We start from the raw sequence: 24,509 nt of genomic DNA, 5'->3' as shown, positions 1-24,509 counted from the left end.
TGATCCGGAGCTGGCACGCAGCGCGTACCGTCGGGTACAAGCCCTGCCAGGAGAGTCGAATGAGCTACCCACCGCCCTCGGACCCCACCCGACCCCTCCCGCCGGAGGAACCGGCCTCGGGCCAGCCCTGGTCGACCCCGTCAGGAGACGCGTTCTCCGCTCAGCCACCGCAGTTCCAGCCCGGCCACGCGCCGCTCCCGCAGAGCGCACCGCCGGACGGCTACCCGCGGACCGAGCAGTTCCCCGCCGCTCCGCAACACCAGCCGCCGCAGTACCAGCAGCCCCAATACGAGCAGCCCCAATACGAGCAGCCCCAGTACCAGCAGCAGGGATACGAGCAGCCCGGCTATGGACAGGCCGGCTATGGGCAGCCACCGGGGCCTCCGCCGGGTTATCAGCAACCGGGCTACGGGCAGCCGGGCCCGCGGCCGAAGCGGAGCAAGGCCCCTCTGGTGGCCGTGCTGATCGCGGTCACGCTGCTGCTCTGCGCGGGCGGGGTCACCGCGGTGGTGCTGGCGGTCAACAAGGCGACCGAGAAGGCCAAGGAAACGATCAACTCGGTGAACGTCCCGGACATTCCGACGGTAGTGCCGACCGACCTGCCCACCGACCTGCCGACGGATCTCCCGACCGATCTGCCCGGCCTGCCCGACCTGCCGGGCGAAGGTCCCGAGATCACCGTCGACTACGAGGTGACCGGCGACGGGCCGGTCCGCATCATCTACCTCGAGAAGGACGACGGGACCCCGAAGCAGCTCAGCAACCAGCAGCTGCCCTGGCACATCACGGTCAAGACGAACAGCCCGGCCGTGGTCTCCGTCGTCGCGGTCAGGATCGGGCTCTCCGAGGGCACCCTGAGCTGCGTCACCAAGGTCAACGGCGAGGAAGTGGCTCAGAAGACCAGCACGGGCTCCTTCAACACCGCGGCCTGCACCAAGATCGTCCAGTAACCCGGAGGCTCGAGGCGCGTCCGGCGGCGGGCCGCGCCGTAGGGTGGCGGATGTGACCTCGTCGATCTCGGCGGACCCGCTCGTCGGCCGCATGCGCCCGTTCGGCACCACCATCTTCACCGAGATGTCCGCGCTCGCCGCGCGGACCGGCTCGGTCAACCTCGGGCAGGGATTCCCCGACACCGACGGGCCTCCGGAGATGCTGGACGCCGCCGCCGAGGCGCTGCGGTCCGGCGCCAACCAGTATCCGCCGCTGCCGGGCATCCCCGCGCTGCGCCAGGCCATCGCCACCCATGAGCAACGGTTCTGGGGCCTGACCCACGACCCGGACACCGAGGTCGTGGTCACCGCCGGCGCGACGGAGGCGGTCGCCGCGGCGATTCTCGGGCTGTGCGAGGCCGGCGACGAGGTGGTGTGCTTCGAGCCCTACTACGACTCGTACGCCGCCTCCATCGCGCTGGCCGGGGCGGTCCGGCGAGTGGTGACGCTGCGCCCGGGGCCGGACGGGCGCTACGAGTTCGACGAGGGCGAGCTGCGGGCAGCCTTCGGGCCACGGACCCGGCTGATGCTGCTCAACTCCCCGCATAACCCGACCGGCAAGGTCTTCACCCCGGACGAGCTCACCCTGATCGCACGCCTCTGCCAGGAACACGATGTGTACGCCGTGACCGACGAGGTCTACGAGCACCTCGTCTTCAGCGACGCGTCCACCCCGCACGTCCCACTCGCCACGCTCCCCGGGATGAACGAGCGCACCCTGCGGATCTCGTCGGCGGGCAAGACCTTCTCGTGCACCGGCTGGAAGGTCGGCTGGGCCACCGGACCGGGCCCGCTCGTGTCATCCGTGCTCCGCGTGAAACAGTTCCTGACCTTCGTCAACGCCGGTCCCCTGCAACCAGCGGTAGCCGTGGCCCTCAACCTGCCGGACAGCTACTTCACCGGCTTCCGGGACACCCTCCAGTCCCGCCGGGACCGCCTCGTCGCCGGCCTCGCCGACGCGGGCTTCGGGCTCCTGCCGTCCGAGGGCACCTACTTCGTCACGGCCGACATCAGACCCCTGGGCGGCACGGACGGCGTCGACTTCTGCCGTACCCTCCCGGACCGCTGCGGTGTCGTCGCCGTGCCCACCCAGGTCTTCTACGACCATCAGGACCGGGGCCGCCACCTGATCCGCTTCGCCTTCTGCAAACGCGAGGACGTCATCGACGAAGCGGCACAACGCCTCCGCACCCTGGCCTGACCCTGGCAAAACGCGGCACGCCGGCCCGCTGAGCGGACCGGCGTGCTTCAAGGCGGGTGGATCAGGCGGGGCTGGCACCCTCGACCTCGGCCGCGACGCGCTCGGCGACCGTGCGGGCCTGTTCCTCGGTCTCGGCCTCGACCATGACCCGGACGAGGGGTTCGGTGCCCGAGGGGCGGAGCAGGACCCGGCCGGTTTCGCCGAGTTCGGCCTCGGCGAGGGCCACCGCGGCCTGGACCGTGGGAGCGTTGGCGCCGGCTTCCCGGTCCTTCACCTTGACGTTGATCAGGACCTGCGGGAGCTTGTGGACGACCGAGGCGAGGTCGGCCAGGGACTTGCCGGTGGTGGCGATGGTGGCCATGAGGTGCAGGCCGGTCAGGACGCCGTCGCCGGTGGTGGCGAACGCGGGCATCACGATGTGGCCGCTCTGCTCGCCGCCGAGGGCGTAGTTGTTGGCGTTGAGCTCCTCGAGGACGTAGCGGTCGCCGACCTTGGTCTCGATGAGGCGGATGCCCGCCTGCTTCATCGCCAGGCGCAGGCCGAGGTTGCTCATCACCGTGGCGACCAGGGTGTCGCCGGTGAGGGTGCCCGCGTCGCGCATCGCCAGGGCCAGGATCGCCATGATCTGGTCGCCGTCGACGACTTCACCCGAGGCGGTGACCGCGAGGCAGCGGTCGGCGTCCCCGTCGTGGGCCAGGCCCAGGTCGGCGCCTTCGCGCAGGACCGTCTCGATCAGCGATTCCATGTGGGTGGAGCCGCATTCCTCGTTGATGTTGAGGCCGTCCGGCTCCGCGTGAATCTTGATCACGGTGGCGCCGGCTTCCTCGTAGGCCGTGGGGCCTGCCTCGCTGGCGGCGCCGTTGGCGCAGTCGACGACGACCTTGATGCCTTCGAGGCTGTGCGGGGTCGAGGCGACGAGGTGCTTGATGTAGTGCTCCGCGCCGTCGAGCAGGTCGTGGACGCGGCCGACACCGGCACCGGTCGGGCGGCCGACCAGGCCGTGCCCGTCGGCGACCGCGGTCTCGATGCGCTCCTCGAGCTCGTCCGGCAGCTTGAGGCCACCGGGGGCGAAGAGTTTGATGCCGTTGTCGGGCATCGGGTTGTGGGAGGCGGACAGCATGACGCCGAGGTCCGCCTGGGTCTGCCCGACCAGGTAGGCGACTGCCGGCGTGGGCAGCACCCCGACCCGGACGACATTGGCCCCGGCACTGGTGAGGCCTGCCACGACGGCGGCCTCCAGCATCTCGCCGCTGGCGCGTGGGTCCCGGCCCACGATGGCGAGCGGCATATGGCTCCGGTCGCTCTCGATGAGCACACGAGCCGCCGCTACCGCGACCGAGAGCGCCAGCTCCGGGGTGAGTAGCTCACCGTTGGCGAGCGCGCGTACGCCGTCCGTGCCGAAGAGTCGCCCCATGGCGGCCTTTCCTTTCGCCGATCGCGATCGCGGCCGGACCGGTGTGTCGTTCGGGGAAGAAAATGCGAAACGGCCGGGCGCGCCCCAAGCGAGGGGGCGCACCCGGCCGTCCCGTTCAGACCTGGTGCAAGTCGAGCGCTGCGATCAGCGCTTCGAGTACTGCGGAGCCTTACGGGCCTTCTTGAGGCCGTACTTCTTGCTTTCCTTGACCCGCGAGTCACGGGTGAGGAAGCCGGCCTTCTTGAGCGCCGGACGATCGTCGGGCTCGTCGGTGATGAGCGCACGGGAGATGCCGAGGCGCAGCGCGCCGGCCTGACCCGTGATGCCGCCGCCACGGAGGTTGGCGATCACGTCGAACTGCTCGGTCTTCTCGGTGGTCACGAACGGCTCACGGATGAGCTGCTGGTGCACCTTGCTCGGGAAGTACTCCTCGAGCGTGCGGCCGTTGCAGGTGATCTTGCCGTTGCCGGGCACGAGGCGCACCCGGACGATGGCCTCCTTGCGGCGGCCGACGGTCTGGATCGGGCGGTCACCCGGGCGGGCGACGCGGACGACGGGGGCCGGCGCCTCGACCACGACAACGGTCTCGGCGGGCTCTTCGACGGTCTCGACCGTCTCAGCGGCAGCGGGCTCAGCCGTTTCAGCGGCAGCGGGCTCAGCCGTTTCGGCGGTCTCAGCCGTCTCGACAGCCTCAGCGGTCTCAGCGGGCTCTTCGACGGTCTCGACGACCTCGGGCTCGACGATGTCGGACATGCTGTTTCCTTCGCCCGCGCTCACTGCGCGATCTGCTTGATTTCGAACGGCACCGGCTGCTGCGCGGCGTGCGGGTGCTCGGCGCCCGGGTAGACCTTGAGCTTCTTGATGACCTGGCGGGCGAGCTTGTTGTGCGGGAGCATGCCCTTGACGGCAAGCTCGACCGCGTGCTCGGGGCGCTTGGTCAGCAGCTCTTCGTAGCCGATCTGCTTGAGGCCGCCCGGGTAACCCGAGTGCCGGTAAGCGACCTTGGTCTGCCGCTTGTTGCCGGTCAGCGCGACCTTACCGGCGTTGATGATCACTACGAAGTCGCCGGTGTCGACGTGCGGGGCGAACGTCGGCTTGTGCTTGCCACGCAGCAACGTGGCGGCGTGGGTGGCCAGGCGGCCCAGAACGACGTCAGAAGCGTCGATAATGTGCCACTGACGCTCGATCTCACCCGGCTTCGGGCTGTACGTACGCACAGAATTACCTTGTCTCGTCGTCGGTCTGGGGGCGCGCGCTGGTCCGTAGCAAGCACGAACATAAAGCGTACCTGAAAGGGGACGCTCGCAGCTGTCGCACAACAGCAGGCAACAATACCCGCCTGCGCGGCGCGCGGTCAAAACGGGCTAGGAGGCCCGTCACTACCGACGGACCGCATAACTTATCCGTCTAAGAGTAGGCGGTGACGCACGGCACGCCGACAGCGGGGCTCAAGATTGGCCCCGGCCGGCCCCCACGGAGAGCCGCCGAGGGGAGCCGAAGGGATGAATGCCTCTTAGCAGGCTCGAAACATACGGGACCCGGGTCCGAAATTCCCCGGCGGCAGTCTTCCGTCATGGCGAGTGATGCTTTCTCCCCGATGACGCATTCCGGGCTCCGTCCCGGAAGCGCCCACGGGTGCATTCTCGCCCCCGAGCCACCGCCAGGGTTGAGGACGGACCTGGCGGTGCCCGCTGGGACGGGTGACCGTTCCGGCGCAGGGAAGCTGCGGCGTGTGCCGGCCGGAGGTACGGCGGTGAACGCAGGCGTGACATGGGAGCGGGTCGACGCTGAGGACGGCGGGATCCGAGCGTGCCCTTCGGTGGACCGGTCGGCCACGCCGCGGCTTTTCGGAAAAAATGAGTAGGTCGATCATCAAGGCCTCGGCGCTCGAGGAGCCCACGGCGTCGCTGTCCGGATACACGATCGGGGTCACCTCCGACCGGCGCCGGGACGAGCTCGCCGGGCTCCTGGAGAACAGGGGCGCCCGAGTGGTGATCGCCCCCGCGCTGCGGATCGTGCCGATCGCCGACGACGCGGAGTTGCGTGCCGCGACCCGGGCCTGTCTCGAGACTCCCCCCGACATCGTGCTGGTCAACACCGGTATCGGAATGCGCGGCTGGCTCGAGGCCGCCGAGGGCTGGGGGCTGACCGAGCCGCTGCGCGCGGTGCTGTCCCACGCCTATCTCATCGCACGTGGGCCCAAGGCCCGGGCTGCCGTGCGCTCCGCGGGCCTGCAGGACCAGTGGTCGCCCGAGGGCGAGAGCTACGAGGAAGTCGTCGACCATCTGACCGCGCGGGGCGTCTCCGGCCTGACGGTGGCGATGCAGCTGCACGGCGAGAGCCAGCCGGAGATCACCGAGGCACTGCAGGACGCGGGTGCCCGCGTGATCGAGGTTCCGGTCTACCGCTGGGCGGCGCCGATCGACCCGGCACCGTTGCACCGGCTCGTCGACCTGATCGCCGGGCGGCTGGTGGACGCGGTGACGTTCACCTCGGCGCCCGCCGTCAGCGCGCTCCTGCAGGCGGCGGGTCCGAGCACCGATTCCCTGATCGAGGCGCTGCGTACGGATGTCCTGGCCGCCTGTGTGGGCCCGGTGACGGCCGCCCCGCTGCGCAGGCACGACATCCCGGTGACGGCGCCCGCCCGCGCCCGGCTGAGCGCCCTGGTCCGCACGATCGTGGACGAGCTGCCGAAACGGGCGCTGAGCATCGAGGTCGCCGGCCACTCGCTGACCCTGCGGGGACACGCCGCGATCGTCGACGGTGACCTGAAGCCGCTCGCGCCGGCACCCATGGCGGTGCTGCGGGCGCTGGCTACGACACCGGGGCGGGTGCTCTCCCGGGCGGCACTGCTGCGCACCCTGCCGAGGGGCGCGGACGAGCACGCGGTGGAGATGGCGGTCGCGCGTCTCCGCGCCGGCCTGGGGACGCCCGGCGTGATCCAGACCGTGGTCAAACGCGGGTACCGACTCCCCAGCTGACAAAAAATGCGCGCCGGATGGTGGGCGCGCAGCACAGGAGGCCCGTGCGAGGCACGAGCCAACCTGGGGAAGAACCAATGACCGGCGCCGACCGCGAAGGGTCGGCGCCGGATCAGCCGACCGGAGCCGGAAAACCACGTCCCTGCTCGGCCACCAACGTGCGCATCGCGTGTTCCACGACACCCACGAGCACCTGCTTGACCGATTCCCGGTTACGGGCGTCGGTCAGGATCAGGGGCACGTTCGGCGAGATGGCCAAAGCCTCGCGGACCTCTTCCGGCTCGTACCGGGGAGCTCCGTCGAAGCAGTTGAGCGCCACCAGATAAGGCAGGTGGCGATTCTCGAAATAGTCGAGCGGCGCGAAGGCGTCGGAGATCCGGCGGGTGTCCACCAGGACAGCCGCCCCGACCGCACCGCGGATGAGTTCGTCCCACATGAACCAGAAGCGGGTCTGGCCCGGTGTTCCGAACAGGTACAGGATCAGGTCGTCGGCCATGGTGATGCGGCCGAAGTCCATCGCCACCGTGGTCGTCTCTTTGCCCGGCACCTTGGACGCGTCGTCGATGCCCTGCCCCGCCGAGGTCATCACGGCCTCGGTGGTCAGGGGTTCGATCTCGGAGACCGCGCCGACAAGCGTCGTCTTGCCCACGCCGAAGCCACCGGCGACGACGATCTTCGCGGAGGTGATCTCCTTGGGTTGCGCCCCCGCCCGCTTAGAGCTTGCGAAGTCCACTCAACACCCTCTCCAGCAGATCCATCCGCTCCGTGAACCCTTCCTTGGGAGCGGCGCTGTGCAGCGACAGCATCCCGTCGGCGACCATGTCGGCGACGAGTACCCGGGCGACGCCCAGCGGGAGCCTGCTGTAGGCCGCGATCTCGGCCAACGACTGCGCCCGTGGCTCACACAGCACGGCGATGCGGTACTTGTCATGCCCGGCGAACCGGGCCTCCTGCACAGCGGCCTGGCTGGCGACCAGGACCGCTTCAATCGGTATGTCCCGGCGCGGTTCCGTCCGGCCCCGGGTGACCGCGTACGGCCGGACCAAATTTCCGCGCGGGTCATTCGGCTGTCCCATCGTGCGGGCACCTCCTTCCGGCAGTCATCGGATGCGCTTGGGGACGCAACTCAGTGGTTGGCAACGGCCTCGCGCGGAGCCGGCACGAGTGCCGCGCCGACACGCTCGACCAGCAGCGCCATCTCATAGCCGACCTGACCGACGTCGCAACTGCGAGCCGCCAGGACCGCCATCGACGAACCGTCGCTGATGGACATCAGGAAGAGATACCCGCTGTCCATCTCGATGATCGTCTGCTGCACTGCGCCGGCGTTGAACATCCGCGACGCGCCGTCGGTGAGGCTGACGACGCCAGAGGTGATCGCGGCTAGCTGGTCGGCCCGGTCCGCCGGCAGATCCCGCGAGGAGGCCAGCAAGAGGCCGTCCGCGGAGACCGCGACCACGTGGGCGATACCCGCCACGCTGTCGGCGAAGTTGCTGAGCAGCCAGCCCATGTCCTGCATGGTGGGGGGCCTGGTCACTGTCCGTTCTCCTTCGGAGCAGGGGCGCCCGCGGCAGCTTCTTCACTGCCGGCCGTACGCCCTCGTTGCACGCCTCGGTGATACGCGGAGAGGAGTCCGCGTACCTGGTCCGGGCTGCGCCGGTGTTGATCGAGCGGAGTTGTCTGCACCCCGCCCGGCACGAGCTGTGCCTGGGGTGTCCGCTTGGGCAGCCCGGAGCGGGTGGTGTCGGTAACGGTGGGATCCGCTGCCGCCATCGCCCGCTGCCATCCTTCATCGGCGGCGGTGCGCCAGGCATCCTCGGCAGACCTGCGCTGCCGCGGGAGGGACTGGCTACCGCTGTCCGGACCGGCTTGCGCCGATCGCGATCCATTCTGCCCCGCGTTTCCGGAACGGGCCGCGGCCGGCGCTGGGGACGCCGGTGCCGCCGGAGTAACGGGGGCCGGTTGAGCCGCCGGGATGGCGGCTTCCGGCGCGGCGTTGGGCGCCGCTGCTTGGGGAGCCTGGGCGGGCGCCGTCGTGACGGCACCGCCGGGCTGGTTGGGTGGTGGGGCGTAGCCCGCTGTCGGCATGCTCCACTCCTCGCTGCTTTCGCCTTCCTGGCCCTTGAACCAGCTCTGCTGCATCTGCAGGAAGATCGGGGCGGCCTCGGCGCGCTCTTCCTGCTGGACAGCTGCGGCGGGAACCGACGGCGCGGGCGGCATCGCGGCGAGCGCCGCACCCCAGCCGTTGGTGCTGGGGGTCGCGGCCCGCTCCGGTGCGGGGAACCCTGCCGACGGCGAGACCTGCTGGGTGGACTGCACGTCGACGGCGGCCCGCTGCTGCATCGTCGGGTACGCCATCGTCGGGTTGCTGGTCGCCGCGGTCTCGAACGTGGGCGTACGCACCGGCTCGGGCTCGGGTGCGGTGACCCGGGTCGGCAGTACGCGGTCCTCCATGCCCCGTTTCGGCAGCATGGGCCGGTTCGGCGTGGGGAAGCCCTCGCCCGTGTTCGACGACATCTGCGACGGCTGCGCGGGGAGCAGCGGGTGTGCCGGGAGCGCCGGCGCCTGGGGCTCGGAGATGCCGCTTGAGCCCGTCCGGACGAAGCTGTCCTCGCCGGAATGCTGCTGCCAGGGATCCTGCGAGATCGCCGGGAGGGTCGCGGTCGCCGAGCTGGAGCGGCTCAGGGCCATCGGGTCGTTCCAGCCGGCCGGGCCCGGGTCGAGCTGGCGGTTGCCGCGTGACGGCGGGTCCAGGGGGCGGCTGCCGGGCAGTTCGACGATGCTGTTCGGCAGGATCACCTGGGCGACCGTGCCGCCCTCGATGTTGGCGCGCAGCTCGACGCGGATGCCGTAGCGGTTGGCGAGCCGGCTGACCACGGCCAGGCCCATGAGCCGGAACGCCGCCACGTCGACGTCGGGCGTCTCGGCGAGCCGCCGGTTCAGGCTGTCCATCTGCTCTTCGGACATGCCCAGGCCGCGGTCCTCGACCTGGATCACCACGTAGTCGCGGATGCGGCGGCCGTCGGCCACCACGATGGTGTTCGGCGGCGAGAAGCGGGTCGCGTTGTCGAGCAGTTCGGCGACGAGCCGGACGACGTCGTTGACGGCGACCGCCTGGATGGAGATGTCGGTGTCGACCGTGCCGAACTCGATGCGGTTGTAGAGCTCGACCTCGGACTGGGCGGCGCGCAGGGCGTCGACCACGAGGGCGTCCTCGCGGCGCGGTGCGCTGGAGTCGGCACCCGCGAGGACCAGCAGATTCTCGTCGTTGCGGCGCATGCGGGTGGCGAGGTGGTCGAGCTCGAAGAGCTGGGCGAGCCGCTTCGGGTCCTCCTCGCCGCGCTCGATCTGGTCGAGCTCGCCGATCATCCGGTCGACCAGGCTCTGCGAGCGGCGGGCCAGGTTGAGGAACATCGCCGAGACGCTGGTCCGCAGGGCGGCCTGCTCGGCCGCGATCCGGACCGCCTCGCGGTGGACGACGTTGAACGCCTGGGCGACCTGGCCGATCTCGTCCCGGTTGGTCATCCGGATCGGGTCGCGGACCTGCCGGATGATGTCGTCGGCGCCGCCGTCACCCAGGTTACGCACGTCACGGAGCCGGGCGACCGCGTCGGGCAGGTCGCGGTTGGCCACCGCGAGCGCACCCTCACGCAGCCGGCGCAGCGACTGGTTGAGCGAGCGAGCAAGCATGACCGCCAAGGCGATGGCCAGGATCAGGGTGAGCACGACCAGGCCGGCCTCGACCGCTGCCTGCCGGCTGACGGTCGTGCTCTCGTCGATCGCCTCCTGCAGCGCCTCGGCTTCGAGCTCCTGCTCGGCCCAGCGCATCAGGTCGACGACCGCGCCGAGGGAGTTGGTGATGTCCTCGGGGGCCACCGACGCGGCGTTACGGGTCAGCGACGTGGTGGTCTGGTCGGCGAGGTTGACCGCGTCACCGGTGACCGTCTGGTCGACGAGCGCCTGCTGGTCGACGGTGGCTACCAGGGTGAACGCCTCGAGCGCCTCCTGCTGGCCGGTCTGCGTCGCGGTGAAGACGTTGAGCTGTTCCTTGCTGATGTCGCCGGAGACGCGGGCGGCGTACCCGACCGCTTCCTGCTCGGCGGTGCCTGCCTTGGCCCGCGCGAACGCGGAGACCGAGCGCAGGCTGTCGGCGACCTCACCCGCGCCGGCGTACTGCCCGAGCACCTCGCCGTAGCCGACGAGGTCGGTGATGACGACGCCGTAGCGGAGCACCGCCTCGGAGACGACGATCTGGTCGCGATCGGCGATCTTCTTCCGGGTCGCGTCCATGGTGCGCAGGTGGTCGTCGATCCGGACGAGCCGGTCCTCGATCGCGGCCGGCGGGCTGTCCAGCCCGCGACGGTCCGTGGTGAACTTCGCGATCTTGTCATCACTCTGCGAGATGACCGCGTTGTAACCGTCCGGCTTGGCGCCGGGGGTGGCCAGATACTCGGCTGCGGCCATCCGCTCCTTGTGGAGGGACTGCGTCAGGTCCGAGATGTCCGTGGAGAGCCGGGTCAGGTCCTCCACCCGGCTGGCGTCCACGGCCTGGAAGCCGACCGTCACGAGCCGCACCGTCGCCAGGGCCAGAACCGCCACCAGAGGCACGAAGAGAATGAGGGCGAGCTTCGATCGGATGCGCGCATCCTGAAGTCTCGGAATACGACTGCGGCGCTCAAGTCCGCTATTGCCCTCGTCGCGCGCCCCGTCGTCACTGCCGGAGGCAGGACTGACGGCGGAGCCCGCGGGATAGGTCGAAGCCTGGGTCGAAGATCCGGTGCTCACGACATCTCCTCGCTGATCATCCCCGCATCTCGTCACTCGCCCGGACGTCCACCGCCGGGCCTGGGACGCGTCCTGGCCGAACTTTCGCGGCAAGGCACATGCCGCACGCGGCACGGCCGCGATTTCATCAGAGTCGGCAACTGTTTGGGAAGTCCGACTTAGCCCAGAAGAAGCGTTCAGCACCCGGATTCAATGGGCTGTTCGGGTCGACAATCGACAGTGACTCGGCTTTGACGTGCGCTGATACGCCGTTCATTACTTAGCGTATTGATACAATTACAGCCATCCATCAAGATTCCTACCACTATGTGAGATCAACATCCCGCAGAGCGCCTTCCACGCAGCTTGACCAGGGACCCTCACGTTGGCAAGGTTTGCCGCGGTTGAACGGACGGACTGTCCGTGTTCGAGCGGTCCACACCGGACAACGTTGCGCTCTGCGGGACACATCACGTCCCGTCTCCGCCCTCTAGGAGGCACCCCCAGTGAGGCTCCCCCGCCGTATGACGGCGTTCGCCGCCGCCCCGGCGCTCATCCTGACCGCTCTGGCGGGCTGCAGCTCGGACAGCGACGCCAGCACCAGGACCAAGATCGTGATCGGCGCCGACCTGGCACTGGGCTCGGCGGTGGACAATGCGTACGCCGACGCCCTCCAGCTGCGGATCGAGCAGATCAACGCGTCGAACAAGCTCCCCGATCACGAGCTCGAGCTGCGCGTCATGGACAACAGGTCGGAGTCGAAGCAGTCGCTGAGCAACATCAGCACGCTCGCGGACGACCCCGGCATCGCCGCGATCATCACCGGCGAATGCGACGAGTGCGTGGTGGGCGCCGCCAAGACGATCAACGACAAGCGCGTCCCGACAATCGCGCTGGCCGCCGCCGACCAGGTGGCCACACCGATCGAGAGCCGCCGGTACCTGTTCAAGATCGGCCCGAACGGCTCCGACAGCGCCGCCGCGCTCACCGCTGAGCTCGACCGCAGCGGGAAGAAGAAGGTCGCGATCGTCTACGCGAACAACCTCTACGGCAACGGCGTACGCAGCCATCTGGTGTCCGAGCTGCAGAAGAAGCCGCAGATCACGGTCATCGCGCCGGCGCCGGTGAAGCCCACCGCGACCGACGTGTCGCAGGTGATCGAGACCGTGACCGCCGACAAGCCCGACGCTCTGGTCGTCCTGACCGGTTCCGATCAGGCGACGGCGGCCGTCACCGCCGCCAAGGCGGCCAAGTTCAAGGGTCAGGTCTACTTCGACGCCGCCGCCGCGAACGACTTGTTCGTCCCGCAGGAGGCTGCGGTGGCCACCGAGAACACGACGATGGTCTTCACCCAGATCCTCGCGATCGACGACGTGATCGCGACGTCACCGGCCAAGGCCGCCCGCAAGCAGTGGTTCCGGGACTACACCTCCCGCTACGGCAGCTACTCCGGCGTCGCCTCGTTCGGCGCGGACGCGGTCGACCTGATCGCCGACGCGGTGGTCCGGGCCGGCGGCGACCGCCAGCGCCTGCGGGACGTGCTCGAGACCTCCCAGACCGACGGCCTCTCCGGCCCGCTGCGACTCACTCCGGACAACCACTCCGGCCTGATGCCGCAGGCACTCACCCTGCTGGTCGCACGGAGCGGCCGCTGGCGCCTGCTGAGCTGACCAGCCAGAACCACCGCGAAAGGCGCCGGACCGTCGTTGGTCCGGCGCCTTTTTCAGTACGCCGTCAGCGCACCGAAGTACCTCAGCGCACCGAAGTACCTCAGCGCACCGAAGTACCTCAGCGCACCGACGTGGTCGCCCGCACCCACGGCAGGGTCAGCCGTTCGACCAGCGAGAGCAGGTAATACAGCACGATGCTGACACCGGCGAGCAGCACGATCGCCGCGAACGCCGCCGACGTGTCGCCCTGCCCGCTGGTCTGCACGATGATCATGCCGAGGCCGGTCTCGCCGTACTGCATCTCGCCCACGACCACGCCGATCACCGCCAGCGGCAGGCCGATCCTGAGCCCGACGAAGATCTGCGGCAGCGCGGCGGGCAACCGGATCCACCGGAACGTCTGCACCCGTGAGGCGTCCAGCGACCGGGCGAGTTCGGCCAGTTCGGACGGGGTGCTGGTCAGACCGGTCGCGGTGGAGAGCACGATCGGGAAGAAGCAGATCAGGAAGGCCATGGCGAGCACGGGGGTACGCCCGTAGCCGAACCAGATCAGCATCAGCGGCGCGAGCGCCACCTTGGGCACGGCGTTGAACGCCACGAGCAGCGGCGAGAACATCCGCTCGAACGGGCGCCAGGCGGCGATGGCGACCCCGATCAGCACACCGACGACCACGGAGATCGCGAAGCCGAGCAGCGTCGCCACCGCCGTGTGCCATGCCTCCTCGACCAGGGTCCGCGAATAGCGCCCGAAGCCGTCGGCCACGTCGGGCGGCGCCGGCAGGACGACCGGGTTGACCGCGAGCACGACGGTGGCTGCCCACCAGGCGCCGACGGCGACGGCCAGGCCCAGCAGGGGCCACAGAACCAGCGACGCGACGCTGCGGCGGGTGGCGACGTCGGACACGGCTCAGGCCTTCGGAACCAGGTCGAAGCTGATGATGTCCTGGGGCTTCAGGCCGGTCGGGATCTGCCCCGCGCCCTGCAGGATCGCGATGCAGCGCGCGACCCGCTCGGTGTCGAGTGCGCCGACGGGGACGCCCGAGGACTCCGAGCGTACGAAGGAATTCATCAGGGTGAGCTCCGCCGCGGCCGACGCCGGAACCGCCGTGCTCACGTACTTCTGCAGGATCGTGCCCGCCTCCTCAGGCTTGGTGACGGCGTCCTGCAGCCCCTTGAGCAGGGCCTCGGTGAACTTCGTGACCTTCTCGGGGCTGGCTTTCGCGTAGTCGGCGCCGGTGATCAGCACGTTGCCGTAGAGGTCCTGCAGCACGTCGCTGTAGGGCAGCAGCACCGCGTCCTTCTTGGCGATGGCCTCGATGGTGGGCTTGCCGACGACGAACTGCCCGATGGCGTCGACCTTGTGCTGCGCCAGCGTGCCGAACAGGGTCTGCGCGGTGCCGTTGACGAACGTCACCTTCGACGCGTCGATCTTGGCCAGCTTCGCGTACGTCGGGAAGAGGTTGCGCACGACGGAGCCGGGCGTGTCCGCGATGGTCCTGCCCTCGAGATCCTTGGGCGTCCCGATGCCGTAGCCGGCGAGCGACATGATCGCCGCCATGGTGCGCTGCTGGATCGCCGCGACCGCGGTGAACCCGGTGACCTTGGGCTGGCCGTTGGCGCCACCCGCGGCGAGCAGCCCGCCGGTGAGGTCGATCGGGGTGAACTGGGCCGTGCCGCCGACGATCGCCTTGACGTTCTCGAGGCTGCCGTTGCCGGGCTTGATGTCGACGTCGAAGCCGGCGTCGCTGAAGTAGCCCTTCTCCTTGGCGACGTACGCGTACGCGTCGCGCCCGAACGTCCCGAACGAGGTCAGATAAGTGATCTTCTCCAGCGCCCCGGCGTCACCGGGCCCGCCGTCGGTGTCGTCGTCGCTGCACCCGGCCGCCCCGGCAACCGTCGTGGCCAGTGCGGCCGCTCCGAGCGTACGGATAAATGATCTTCTCTGCACTATGTCCCTTTCCAACCGCCACAGGTGGTGATTCAAGAAACTCGCGGCGTAATCGTAGGGGAAAGAGTCGATCATCAATGACACTGTGGACGGCCATATGATGGGTGACCTCAGCGGTGACACGGACGAGTGACAACCTTCTTCCTTCCTCAGGGGTCGCCGATGCGCGTCAGCCTTTTCATCGAGCCGCACCGCGGCGCCACCTACGACGACCAGCTGCGACTGGCCCGGCACGCCGAGGACGCCGGCTTCGAGGGTTTCTTCCGCGCCGACCACTACCAGTCGATGGGTGCCGACCCGGGGCTGCCCGGCCCGACCGACGCCTGGCTCACCCTGGCCGGGCTTGCCCGTGAGACGTCCCGCATCCGGCTCGGCACGCTGGTCAACTCCGTGACGTTCCGGCCGCCCGGGCCGCTGGCCGTCATGGTCGCCCAGGCCGACGCGATGAGTGGTGGCCGCATCGAGCTGGGCATGGGCGCGGGCTGGTTCGAGCGCGAACACACCTCGTACGGCATCCCGTTCCCGCCGGTCGGCGAGCGCTTCGACCGGATGGCCGAGCAGCTGGCGATCATCACCGGCCTGTGGGCGACGCCGGACGGCGAGACCTTCTCCTACGACGGCAAGCACTATCGCCTGCTGGATGCGCCCGCACTGCCCAAACCGGTCCAACGCCCGGGCCCGCCGGTGATCGTCGGCGGAAAGGGTCCCCGGCGCACCCCGGAACTGGCCGCCCGCTTCGCGGACGAATACAACGTGCCGTTCAAGTCGGTCGCGGAGACAGCTGCGGCCTTTATCCGGGTACGCCGAGCATGTGACACGTACGCACGACCCGGCGATCGCCCGTTGACGTTGTCCGCGGGAGTGGTGGCCGCGATCGGGCGTACCGATGAGGAAGCCCGCCGCAGGGCCGCACCCCTGCACGTGCCCAGCGCCCTGCCACCCGAGGATCCGGTGGTCGGATCGCCGGAGGCTCTGGTGCAACGGCTCGGCGAACTGGCCGAAATCGGCACTTCCCGGGTGCACATCCGCGTTATCGATATGTCCGACCTGGACCATGTCGACCTGATCGCCGAGCGGGTCCTCCCACACGTCAGCGCGCTGAAATAGTCACTGTGCGTATATCGAGCAGGTCAAGATACTTAAGACGCACATCGATGCGTCCTAATGAGAATTTTTCCAAGCCTTAAGAGTTACCTCCCGGACTGGCGGTCACCGGGGCGCATTCCGTAACCTGCCGGTCATGGCATTTCGGACCTGGGCCAAGGTGTTGTCGGCCACCCTCGGTGTCGGCGCTCTCGCGGGCGCCGGCGAGCTCGGCATGGCGTACGGCCTCGGCATCGTGCGCCTCACCCGGGTCGTGGATGTCACCGCGCGTGATCAATGGACCGCGCAACTCGCCTGGGTCGCCTGGTTCCCGATGGTGGCCGCCGTCGTCGGCGCCGTCGTCGGCTCCCGTCTCCTGCGCCGCTGGTCCCCCGACTTCCGCGGCGGCGTCGGCACCGAGCTGGCCCTCTCCTTCGCCGCGGCCCTGGGCGCGGCCGTCGCGGTCCCGCTCACGATGCAGCCCGCCCGCACCGCCCAGATCGCGGGCGTGGACCCGGTCGTGGTGATCGCCATCTGCGCGGGGATAGGCGCCCTGATCGGCATCTTCGCCGCATGGGCCGCGCTGGCCCAGGCCGTCGCCCGCTGGAGCCTCGCCGCCATGAGCATCGCGGTCGGCGTGGTCGCAATCGTCTCGGTCTCGTCCTCCCTGGCCCCGACCGACCCGCTCCCCGCCGTCCGCCTCGGCGTCCTCGACGCGACCTTCCTCTCCTCCTCGGTCATCTCCCGCACGGCCCTGGCCACCATGCCCGCCCTGGCCCTGCTCCTGGGTCTCGCCCTCGGCTGGGCCGCCCGCCGCCGCGGCCTCCCGACCCTGACGATCGCCCTGGCCGGCCTCCCCGGCCCAGCCCTGCTGACGCTCGCCTACCTGATCGCGGGCCCCGGCTCCGGACCCGACCGTTACCAGATGACGCCATACTGGGCAGCGATGACGGCCACCGGCGCCGGCGTCCTCGGCTCGGTCCTGGCCGCGGTCCTCCGCCGCACCCCCACCCAGGACGACGACCCGGAAGCCCCCACCGACGGCCGCCCAGCACTCCCCCGCCGCCCCGAAGCCCACGAATCCGCCATCGCCGCTGCCGCCTCGCCAACCTCCCCTGCCGGCCCACCGGCCCCCGGGACCCCGTCCGCCGGATCGCCACTGCGTCCCGCCGACACCGCGGTCTTCGACACCCCCGCCGACAGCAGCCACCACCCGGCACCCGAAGCCAGGCACAGCGTCGCCCTCGGCGAATACGCCCACGAGCAGCCCTCAGCATTCGACGGCTTCGGCCACAACAGCGCGCCGCAACAGACCAGCTCAGGCCAGCGCGGCGACTCAGGCCGGCAGACCAACGCGGCCCAGCGCGGCGGACCGGCCAATCAGAGCGGCTCGGCTAGTCAGAGCGGCTCGGCCAATCAGGGTGGTCCTGCACCACAGGGCGTCGCCCACCAGAGTCGCCACAGCTCCGCCGCCGCCCTGCCCTACGTCCCGGAGCCCGCCACCCGCCCGCTCCCACCAGAAGTCACCCAGCACCGCCCGACCGGCGGCAGCGCAGCCCGCAACCTGCGCCCGGCCTCCCGGAACCGCAACGCCCCCACCTCCCCCGCCACGCCCACACCCGCGACCAGCCACGGGCCGGCGTCCAGCCACGCCCAAACGCCGAGCAGCGGTCCGGCGTCCAGCTACAGCCAGGCGCCCAGCAATGGGCCGGCGTCCAGCCACGCCCAGACGCCCGGCAACGGGCCGGCGTCCAGTTATGGCCAGGCGCCCAGCCGGGGCCGGGGACGTGCCGAGCCCATGGTCCCGGAGCCCACAGCGATCAGCGCACCCCTGCCCAGCCCGGAGCCGATCACCCCGCCCCACCCGGCCACCCCGCCGCGCCTGTCCCGCCCGATCACCCCGCCCGAAGCCCCCAAAGCCGCCGGCTCCACCCCGGGCACCCCCTCAGGCCGCACCAACCGCCCCGGGTCCGGCAACGCGCCCGGGTCCGGCAACGCGCCCGGGTCTGGCAGCGCGCCCGGGTCTGGCAGCGCGCCTGACTCTGGCGCCGGGACGAATCCCGCCGACACGACGCCACGGTTGTCGCGGCCGATTGCCCCGCCGGTGACTGACCCCGAGGTGATCTTCCCTAAGGAAGACAAGGGCCGAGGGAAGTTCGGGCTTCGTCGCCGCAAGGATGAGGATTACGTGGACTGGGTGAGCGAGCTGGGCAAGTAACCGGCAGCCCATAGGCGAACATCAATGTAATGATGCGTCGGGGATGTTTCCGCACCCGCCGGGGCACTCCACGATGAGTGCATGACCAAGCACGCACCGGCACCTCGTCCGTCCCGCCTGCGCCGCTTCCTCTCCGCGGCCGCCGTTGTCTTCGCGCTCACCGGTGGATCACTCGTCGCGCCCGCCGTGGTCGCGCCCGAGCAGACCACCGCATCAGCCGAAGCGGCGGTCTACTCGACCTGCACCCTCACGCGGTGCTCCGCCGCCCGCACGGCCCGCACCGGCTGGAGTTCGCTCGGCTGGCCGACCTCGGCCGGCTGGTACGCCTGGCCGTACGGGCAGTACAACTACACCGGGGGCACGTTCCAGAACCGTGAGGGACAGCTGCCCGCCAACGCGACCTACAGCGAGTACGACGTCTACTCGCGAGCCCAGGGCGCATCGCGGGACGCCTATCGGATCGTGGTGAACCGGTCCACGCGCGAGACCTGGTTCACCCCCGACCACTACGTGAACTTCTACAAGCTCTGAGCATCGGCGGCCGTGACCGGGAGGTACACGCGACCTCCCGAGTTCACGAACTCGTCGCTCTTGTCCTGCATGCCCCGGGCGGCGTACTCCTTGAGCTCCTGGGTGATCTTCATCGAGCAGAATTTAGGTCCGCACATCGAGCAGAAGTGGGCCGTTTTGGCGGGTGCGGCGGGCAGGGTCGCGTCGTGGTACGCCCGCGCGGTCTCCGGGTCGAGCGCCAGGTTGAACTGGTCCTCCCAGCGGAACTCGAACCGGGCCTTGGACAGCGCGTTGTCCCAGTCCTGGGCGCCGGGGTGCCCCTTGGCCAGGTCAGCGGCGTGGGCGGCGATCTTGTAGGCGATGACACCGGCCTTGACGTCGTCGCGGTCGGGCAGGCCGAGGTGTTCCTTCGGGGTGACGTAGCAGAGCATCGCGGTGCCGAACATCCCGATCATCGCGGCACCGATGGCCGAGGTGATGTGGTCGTAGGCCGGCGCGATGTCGGTGGTCAACGGCCCGAGGGTGTAGAACGGCGCTCCGTCGCAGAGTTCCTGCTGCAGGTCGACATTCTCCTTGATCTTGTGCATGGGCACGTGGCCCGGCCCTTCGATCATCACCTGTACGCCGTGGTCCCACGCGATGTGCGTGAGCTCCCCCAGCGTCCGCAGCTCGGCGAACTGGGCCGCGTCGTTGGCGTCGGCGATCGACCCCGGCCGCAGCCCGTCACCCAGCGAGAACGTCACGTCGTAGCGGGCCAGGATCTCGCACAGCTCGGCGAAGTTCTCGTAGAGGAAGTTCTCCCGGTGATGGGCGAGACACCAGGCCGCCATGATCGAGCCGCCGCGCGAGACGATCCCGGTGACCCGGTCGACGGCGAGCGGAATGTAGGGCAGCAGCACCCCGGCGTGCACGGTCATGTAGTCGACGCCCTGTTCGGCCTGCTCGATCACCGTGTCCCGGAAGATCTCCCAGGAGAGCTTCACCGGGTCGCCGTCGACCTTCTCCAGCGCCTGGTAGATCGGCACGGTCCCGATCGGCACGGCGGAGTTGCGGATGATCGCTTCCCGGGTCTCGTGGATCCGCTTGCCGGTGGACAGGTCCATGACGGTGTCCGCGCCCCAGCGGGTGGCCCAGGTCAGCTTCTCGACCTCCTCGGCGACGGACGACGTGACCGCGGACGTACCAATATTGGCGTTGACCTTGACCAGGAAGGCCGAGCCGATGATCATCGGCTCGCTCTCGGGGTGGTTGACGTTGACCGGGATGACGGCCCGGCCCGCGGCGATCTCCTCGCGCACCAGCGAGGTCGCGACGCCCTCCCGGATGGCGACGAACTCCATCTCGTCGGTGACGATCCCGGCCCGCGCGTACGCGAGCTGCGTCGGCCGCTCCCCCGCCAGCGGAGTTCCACCACCGGCCACCGGCGCGACATCCCCGCGTGCCGCGATCCACGGCCCACGCAACGGCGGCAACCCGACCTCGGGATCGCTACCCGGGCCTGACGTGTCGTAGAGCCGGACGGGCGGATTGTCCCCGGTCAGCTCGATCTCCGCGAACGGCACCCGAAGCTCCGGCCGCGACCCCTCGACGTACACCTTGCGTCTCATGAATTACCTCCAAGTTGGACAAAACGGGCGCCGTAAGGCCGCGAAAGGCCCAGGCGAGGTGCCCTCAGATGAAGTGGTGCAGCGGGCCCGGACCGGCCCCGAGCTTCCAATCACGACCGCCGAGCAACGCCCGCGCGACGTAGGCCTTGGCAAAGGAAACGGCATCGATCAATTCGTCACCGAGCGCCAGCCGGGCGGCGATCGCGGACGAGAACGTGCATCCTGACCCGTGGTTGTTGCGGGTCGGGACCGGCTCGCCGCGCAACTCCAGCCGCTGCCCCTCGTAACGCAAGACGTCGACCGCGTCCTCACTGCCGGTCACGACAACCGCGGCGTCGCCGAAGGAAAACCCGTGGAGAGCTTCGGCTTCCTGCCGATTGGGCGTGAGAATCTTCGCGTACGCGAGGAGCGGCGCGACGGCCCCCACATCCGACAGCCGACTCCCACTCGTAGCGACCAGCACCGGATCAACCACCAGGTTCGGCAGCCGGCCCGCCCGCTCGGCGATCACCGCAGCCACCGCCGGATCGCTGACCATCCCGACCTTGACCGCCGCTACGGGAAAGTCCGCGAGCACTGCATCGAGCTGCGCCGCCACGATCGCCGGCGGCACCGAGTGGATCGCCGTAACCCCCAGCGTGTTCTGCGCGGTAACCGCCGTGATCACCGAAACGCCGTACGTCCCCAGCGCCGCGAACGTCTTCAGATCAGCCTGAATCCCCGCCCCACCCCCGGAATCCGACCCCGCAACCGTCAGCACCACCACAGGCGACGCCCCATCCGCATCCGCGCCGAAAGCCCGCGACACTTCATCCGGCGCCGCGCCGGAAGCCCGCGACACTTCATCCGGCGCCGCGCCGGAAGCCCGCCTCATCCCGCCACCGCCGCGAGTGACCGGGTCAGAGCCGGGTCCCGCATCACAGCGCCCATCACGGCAACGCCCGCGGCCCCAAGAGCCATGCACTCAGCCGCCCGCGCGGCCGAGTCGATCCCGCCCAGCGCGAGCCACGGTCGAGCTCCCGCGAGTGCCGCTGCCCCCGCAGCACCAAGCGCGGGCCCGTACCCCGGCTTCGACGCGGTCGGAAAGATCGGCGATACCGTGACATAGTCCTCATCGGACAGCTTCTCGGTTCCGTGCCATGACCGCCCGACCAGCTCAACACGCCGGTCCAGCACATCCGTCGACGACAAATGAACGGCGTTGCCCCCCAGAGCATCAGGCCCCGCGACGATGACCCGGCCCGGGGCGAGGGTGCGGAGTTGAGAAGCGAGGGCGGATCTCTGGGCGTACGGTAAATCCTTCTCGCGGAGAATGACCCAGGATGCACCGTGGGCGAAAGTCTGCTCGACCGTCTCGACCAACGGCCCGGCAGCGAGCCGCCGGTCGGTGAGCACGACGACGCCGGACGGGATCACCATGCCGGCATTCCCTGGTCGGAGGTGGAGGCCAGCGCGTGGTAGCGCTTGGGGATCCGCCCGGCACCCGCCGCGAGCCGCCCCGCTTCGACCGCGTGCCGCATCGCCGCGGCCATCCGTGCGGGGTCGGCGGCCCGGGTGACCGCCGAGGCGATCAGGACTCCGTCGCAGCCCAGCTCCATGGCCAGCGCGGCGTCGGACGCCGTGCCGATGCCCGCGTCGAGGATCACCGGGACGGCGACGCTGTCGCGGATGAGCCGGATGTGATGCGGATTGCTGATGCCCAGCCCCGAGCCGATCGGCGAGCCCGCCGGCATGACAGCGGCGCAACCGACATCGGCGAGCCGGCGCGCGAGGATCGGATCGTCGCTGGTGTACGCGAGCACCTGAAACCCCTCGCCCACCAGGGTTTCCGCCGCCCGAAGCAGCTCGATGCCATCCGGCAGCAGGGTCCGCCGGTCGCCGATGACCTCGAGTTTCACCAGGTCGGTGTCGAATGCGTCGCGGGCCAGCCGGGCGGCCTTCACCGCGTCCGCGGCGGTGTAACAGCCGGCGGTGTTCGGCAGCACCCGCATCTTCAGCCGGTCGAGCAGCGGCAGCAGCCCCGGCCCGGCGGCGTCGACCCGGCGCAGCGCGACGGTGACCATGTCGGTGCCCGAAGCGACGATGGCCGATTCCAGCGCGGCCAGGCTCTCCGCGCCGCCGGTGCCGAGGATCAGTCGTGACTTGTCCAGGAGCACGTCAGCCACCCTGGGCCGCGGTGAGAACCTCGACGCGGTCGCCCTCGTGCAGCTCGGCGCCGGGCCAGGCCGATCGGGGTACGACCTCGCCGTTGACCGCGACCGCGACGCCGCGGCGGGCCGGGGTGACCGTGGCGACCAGGCCCTCGACGGTGCTGGTGGCCTCGACGACGCGGGTGGTGCCGTTGATGCTGATTCTCATGCGAACCTCCCGGGGGCGAACGCTGCGAGCAACGGGTCGGGCCGGCCGGTGACCACCAGGTCGGCGATCAGGTCGGCGGTGATGGGGGCGAGCAGGATGCCGTTGCGGTGATGACCTGCGGCGACGTAGACGTCGCCGGGCAGCCGGCCCAGCACCGGGGCATTGTCCGGAGTCGACGGCCGATGACGTACGACGGTCTCGGCGAGTTCCAGCTCCGCAAGCTCCGGGACGAGGTCGGTGGCCGAGCGCAGCAGTTCCAGCACGTCCCCGGCGGTCACGGTGGAGTCCGCGCGCTCGTCCTGGGTGGCGCCGACGACGATCTCGCCGTCGGCGCGCGGGACCAGGTAGACGTGCCGCCCGTCGACGTAGCCGTTGATGACGTGACGCAGCACCCCGGGCTCGCCGCGCAGCCGCAGGACCAGGCCTTTCACCGGACGGATGGGGAGCCCGGTGAGCTGGGCGGTCCCGACGCCGGCGGCGATGACGGTCCTGGCTCCCGTGGGCGTCCCGGCAACGACCCCGCCGACAGCCTGCCGCAGGGCCGCGACCGTGCGGCGCGGGTCCACCTGGTGATCGTCGGGGATGAGCGCACCGCCGCGGATCCGCGGGGACAGGGCCGGCTCGAGGTCGCGCAGCTGTGTCGGTGTGCGCGGCACCGGATCTGCACGGAGTGTCCACAGTCGACCAAGCCCGGCGAGATCGTCGCTGGTCAAAGCCACGTCCAGCGCGCCGGTCCGGTCATAGCCGAGCTCATGCCCGGTCGCCGCGACGAGGTCGGCGGCGAACCCTGGCCAGCGCCGTGCGGACTCGAGCATCAACTCGGCCAGGGGCTCCTGCCCGAACGAGGTCTCCCCCGCCGGCGCCAGCATCCCGGCCGCGGCGTACCAGGCGCCGTCGTCCCGGCCCTCGTCGTAGACCGTGACGCTCAGACCACGTTGGATACACCGCCACGCAATGCTCAGCCCGATGATGCCCCCGCCGATGACAGCGAGGTCGGTCACGACAGCGCCTTCAGCAGCCGCTCGGTGGCCTCACCCGGATCCGCCGCTTCGGACACGGCTCCCACCACCGCGATCCCGCTGGCCCCGGCTCTGATCAACTCACCCGCGTTGCCGGCGGTCACCCCACCAATCGCGATCACGGGGGTACGCGGAACCGCCGCCGCAACCGCACCCACGGCGCCGGGCCCCAACGGCGCGGGCAACCCCGGCTTGGTGACCGTCAGATACGCCGGCCCGACCCCGAGATAGGTGGCGCCGTCTGCTACTGCGGCTCGCGCCGACCCGGGATCACGGCATGTCGCACCGAGCACCCCGCCCATGATCTTCCGCGCCGCCGCAACGGGAAGATCGTCGGCACCTACGTGACCGCCGTCCGCGCCGACCGCCAGTGCGATGTGCAGACGATCGTTGACCAGGCACAACACGCCTTGTGGGTGGCAGATGGCCAGGATCGCGGCGCTCAGGTCGTACAGGGAACGATCCGTGATGTCGTCTTCTACGCGTACCTGGATCGCCAGTTGATCGGGCACGCCCAGCCGGACCGACGCGGCAACCGCCGCGGTGACGACCTCGACCGGGCGTCGAGCACCCGTGATGACATGAAGACGCGGAAATACCGGGTCCACAACACGCTCCTCCCTGCGCCGGCATGATCCGGATCAGGTTCGACGGTCGGGGGCCGCGACAGCCCCCCTCTCAGCCCGGTGCACCGGACTCCCGTGGGGTTGGTTCCGTGACGGACCATAACCCCGTCGTGTCGTTTCC

23 protein-coding genes and 1 riboswitch are annotated in these 24,509 nt (G+C 70.0%); of the genes, 7 read left to right on the top strand and 16 right to left on the bottom strand.

The window, feature by feature from the left end:
* Positions 1 to 59: 59 nt before the first annotated feature.
* Positions 60 to 950 (top strand): MmpS family transport accessory protein, encoded by an 891-nt coding sequence (locus Aco04nite_RS03655; protein ID WP_212995709.1) that lies wholly within the window; start codon positions 60 to 62, stop codon positions 948 to 950.
* A gap of 64 nt (positions 951 to 1,014) precedes the next feature.
* Positions 1,015 to 2,190 carry a pyridoxal phosphate-dependent aminotransferase gene (locus Aco04nite_RS03650; protein ID WP_212995764.1) on the top strand — a complete coding sequence of 392 codons (1,176 nt, stop codon included), beginning with the start codon at positions 1,015 to 1,017 and terminating at the stop codon, positions 2,188 to 2,190.
* Between the two features lie 61 nt (positions 2,191 to 2,251).
* On the opposite strand, the gene glmM is transcribed toward Aco04nite_RS03650, so the two are convergent.
* From glmM to rplM, 3 genes are all read right to left on the bottom strand, one after another.
* Positions 2,252 to 3,604, bottom strand: a complete 1,353-nt coding sequence (glmM, locus tag Aco04nite_RS03645) for a phosphoglucosamine mutase (RefSeq protein ID WP_212995708.1) — start codon at positions 3,602 to 3,604, stop codon at positions 2,252 to 2,254.
* A gap of 144 nt (positions 3,605 to 3,748) precedes the next feature.
* Positions 3,749 to 4,180 (bottom strand): 30S ribosomal protein S9, encoded by a 432-nt coding sequence (gene rpsI, locus Aco04nite_RS03640; protein WP_212995763.1) that lies wholly within the window; start codon positions 4,178 to 4,180, stop codon positions 3,749 to 3,751.
* 197 nt (positions 4,181 to 4,377) lie between these two features.
* Complete coding sequence (rplM, locus tag Aco04nite_RS03635; protein ID WP_203836367.1) at positions 4,378 to 4,821, bottom strand: 50S ribosomal protein L13; 444 nt, start codon at positions 4,819 to 4,821, stop codon at positions 4,378 to 4,380.
* 639 nt (positions 4,822 to 5,460) lie between these two features.
* Between rplM and Aco04nite_RS03630 the strand changes: the two genes are divergently transcribed.
* Positions 5,461 to 6,585 (top strand): uroporphyrinogen-III synthase, encoded by a 1,125-nt coding sequence (locus tag Aco04nite_RS03630; protein WP_212995707.1) that lies wholly within the window; start codon positions 5,461 to 5,463, stop codon positions 6,583 to 6,585.
* 112 nt (positions 6,586 to 6,697) lie between these two features.
* On the opposite strand, the gene Aco04nite_RS03625 is transcribed toward Aco04nite_RS03630, so the two are convergent.
* From Aco04nite_RS03625 to Aco04nite_RS03610, 4 genes are read right to left on the bottom strand one after another with little or no spacing between them, the layout of a single operon-like run.
* Positions 6,698 to 7,318, bottom strand: coding sequence for a GTP-binding protein (locus Aco04nite_RS03625; RefSeq protein ID WP_203836369.1), 621 nt, complete (start codon positions 7,316 to 7,318; stop codon positions 6,698 to 6,700).
* On the bottom strand, positions 7,299 to 7,661 hold the full coding sequence (locus Aco04nite_RS03620) for a DUF742 domain-containing protein (protein ID WP_203836370.1): 363 nt from the start codon (positions 7,659 to 7,661) through the stop codon (positions 7,299 to 7,301). The genes Aco04nite_RS03625 and Aco04nite_RS03620 overlap by 20 nt, the downstream gene beginning before the upstream one ends.
* Before the next feature lie 50 nt (positions 7,662 to 7,711).
* Complete coding sequence (locus tag Aco04nite_RS03615; protein ID WP_203836371.1) at positions 7,712 to 8,122, bottom strand: roadblock/LC7 domain-containing protein; 411 nt, start codon at positions 8,120 to 8,122, stop codon at positions 7,712 to 7,714.
* Entirely contained in the window at positions 8,119 to 11,370 is a 3,252-nt protein-coding gene (locus Aco04nite_RS03610) for a sensor histidine kinase (RefSeq protein WP_212995706.1), read from the bottom strand. The genes Aco04nite_RS03615 and Aco04nite_RS03610 overlap by 4 nt, the downstream gene beginning before the upstream one ends.
* Positions 11,371 to 11,855: 485 nt before the next feature.
* Between Aco04nite_RS03610 and Aco04nite_RS03605 the strand changes: the two genes are divergently transcribed.
* Positions 11,856 to 13,019 (top strand): ABC transporter substrate-binding protein, encoded by a 1,164-nt coding sequence (locus Aco04nite_RS03605; protein WP_244875715.1) that lies wholly within the window; start codon positions 11,856 to 11,858, stop codon positions 13,017 to 13,019.
* Positions 13,020 to 13,137: 118 nt separating this feature from the next.
* On the opposite strand, the gene Aco04nite_RS03600 is transcribed toward Aco04nite_RS03605, so the two are convergent.
* Together Aco04nite_RS03600 and Aco04nite_RS03595 are read right to left on the bottom strand one after the other, a co-directional pair.
* Positions 13,138 to 13,923 carry an ABC transporter permease gene (locus Aco04nite_RS03600; RefSeq protein WP_212995705.1) on the bottom strand — a complete coding sequence of 262 codons (786 nt, stop codon included), beginning with the start codon at positions 13,921 to 13,923 and terminating at the stop codon, positions 13,138 to 13,140.
* 3 nt (positions 13,924 to 13,926) lie between these two features.
* Complete coding sequence (locus tag Aco04nite_RS03595) at positions 13,927 to 15,042, bottom strand: ABC transporter substrate-binding protein (protein ID WP_212995704.1); 1,116 nt, start codon at positions 15,040 to 15,042, stop codon at positions 13,927 to 13,929.
* 87 nt (positions 15,043 to 15,129) lie between these two features.
* Between Aco04nite_RS03595 and Aco04nite_RS03590 the strand changes: the two genes are divergently transcribed.
* From Aco04nite_RS03590 to Aco04nite_RS03580, 3 genes are all read left to right on the top strand, one after another.
* The gene (locus Aco04nite_RS03590) at positions 15,130 to 16,074 is read left to right on the top strand and encodes an LLM class F420-dependent oxidoreductase (protein WP_212995703.1); all 945 of its coding nucleotides are present in this window, start codon (positions 15,130 to 15,132) and stop codon (positions 16,072 to 16,074) included.
* A gap of 133 nt (positions 16,075 to 16,207) precedes the next feature.
* Positions 16,208 to 18,268 carry a hypothetical protein gene (locus Aco04nite_RS03585; protein ID WP_212995702.1) on the top strand — a complete coding sequence of 687 codons (2,061 nt, stop codon included), beginning with the start codon at positions 16,208 to 16,210 and terminating at the stop codon, positions 18,266 to 18,268.
* Positions 18,269 to 18,349: 81 nt separating this feature from the next.
* A complete protein-coding gene (locus Aco04nite_RS03580) occupies positions 18,350 to 18,799 on the top strand; it encodes a ribonuclease domain-containing protein (protein WP_212995701.1) in 450 nt (149 codons plus the stop codon).
* Here Aco04nite_RS03580 and thiC read toward each other — a convergent pair.
* The 7 genes from thiC to Aco04nite_RS03545 all read right to left on the bottom strand — a co-directional run bounded on the left by thiC (position 18,787) and on the right by Aco04nite_RS03545 (position 24,370).
* On the bottom strand, positions 18,787 to 20,385 hold the full coding sequence (gene thiC, locus Aco04nite_RS03575; RefSeq protein ID WP_212995700.1) for a phosphomethylpyrimidine synthase ThiC: 1,599 nt from the start codon (positions 20,383 to 20,385) through the stop codon (positions 18,787 to 18,789). The two genes, Aco04nite_RS03580 and thiC, sit on opposite strands and share 13 nt — an antisense overlap.
* A gap of 64 nt (positions 20,386 to 20,449) precedes the next feature.
* Complete coding sequence (gene thiD / locus Aco04nite_RS03570; RefSeq protein WP_212995699.1) at positions 20,450 to 21,259, bottom strand: bifunctional hydroxymethylpyrimidine kinase/phosphomethylpyrimidine kinase; 810 nt, start codon at positions 21,257 to 21,259, stop codon at positions 20,450 to 20,452.
* Positions 21,256 to 21,804 carry a thiamine phosphate synthase gene (locus Aco04nite_RS03565; protein WP_212995698.1) on the bottom strand — a complete coding sequence of 183 codons (549 nt, stop codon included), beginning with the start codon at positions 21,802 to 21,804 and terminating at the stop codon, positions 21,256 to 21,258. Before Aco04nite_RS03565 ends, thiD begins: the two co-directional genes overlap by 4 nt.
* Complete coding sequence (locus Aco04nite_RS03560) at positions 21,798 to 22,550, bottom strand: thiazole synthase (RefSeq protein WP_212995697.1); 753 nt, start codon at positions 22,548 to 22,550, stop codon at positions 21,798 to 21,800. The genes Aco04nite_RS03565 and Aco04nite_RS03560 overlap by 7 nt, the downstream gene beginning before the upstream one ends.
* The gene (thiS, locus tag Aco04nite_RS03555; protein WP_203836382.1) at positions 22,543 to 22,743 is read right to left on the bottom strand and encodes a sulfur carrier protein ThiS; all 201 of its coding nucleotides are present in this window, start codon (positions 22,741 to 22,743) and stop codon (positions 22,543 to 22,545) included. Before thiS ends, Aco04nite_RS03560 begins: the two co-directional genes overlap by 8 nt.
* Positions 22,740 to 23,744 carry an FAD-dependent oxidoreductase gene (locus Aco04nite_RS03550; RefSeq protein WP_212995696.1) on the bottom strand — a complete coding sequence of 335 codons (1,005 nt, stop codon included), beginning with the start codon at positions 23,742 to 23,744 and terminating at the stop codon, positions 22,740 to 22,742. Before Aco04nite_RS03550 ends, thiS begins: the two co-directional genes overlap by 4 nt.
* Complete coding sequence (locus Aco04nite_RS03545) at positions 23,741 to 24,370, bottom strand: thiamine phosphate synthase (protein WP_212995695.1); 630 nt, start codon at positions 24,368 to 24,370, stop codon at positions 23,741 to 23,743. The genes Aco04nite_RS03550 and Aco04nite_RS03545 overlap by 4 nt, the downstream gene beginning before the upstream one ends.
* A riboswitch (TPP riboswitch) is annotated at positions 24,364 to 24,475 on the bottom strand. Its footprint overlaps the gene before it by 7 nt.
* Positions 24,476 to 24,509 lie beyond the last annotated feature (34 nt).

The sequence above is a fragment of the Winogradskya consettensis genome (assembly GCF_018332715.1).
Lineage (GTDB): Bacteria > Actinomycetota > Actinomycetes > Mycobacteriales > Micromonosporaceae > Actinoplanes > Actinoplanes consettensis.
This window is presented reverse-complemented; position numbering and strand designations above follow the sequence as displayed.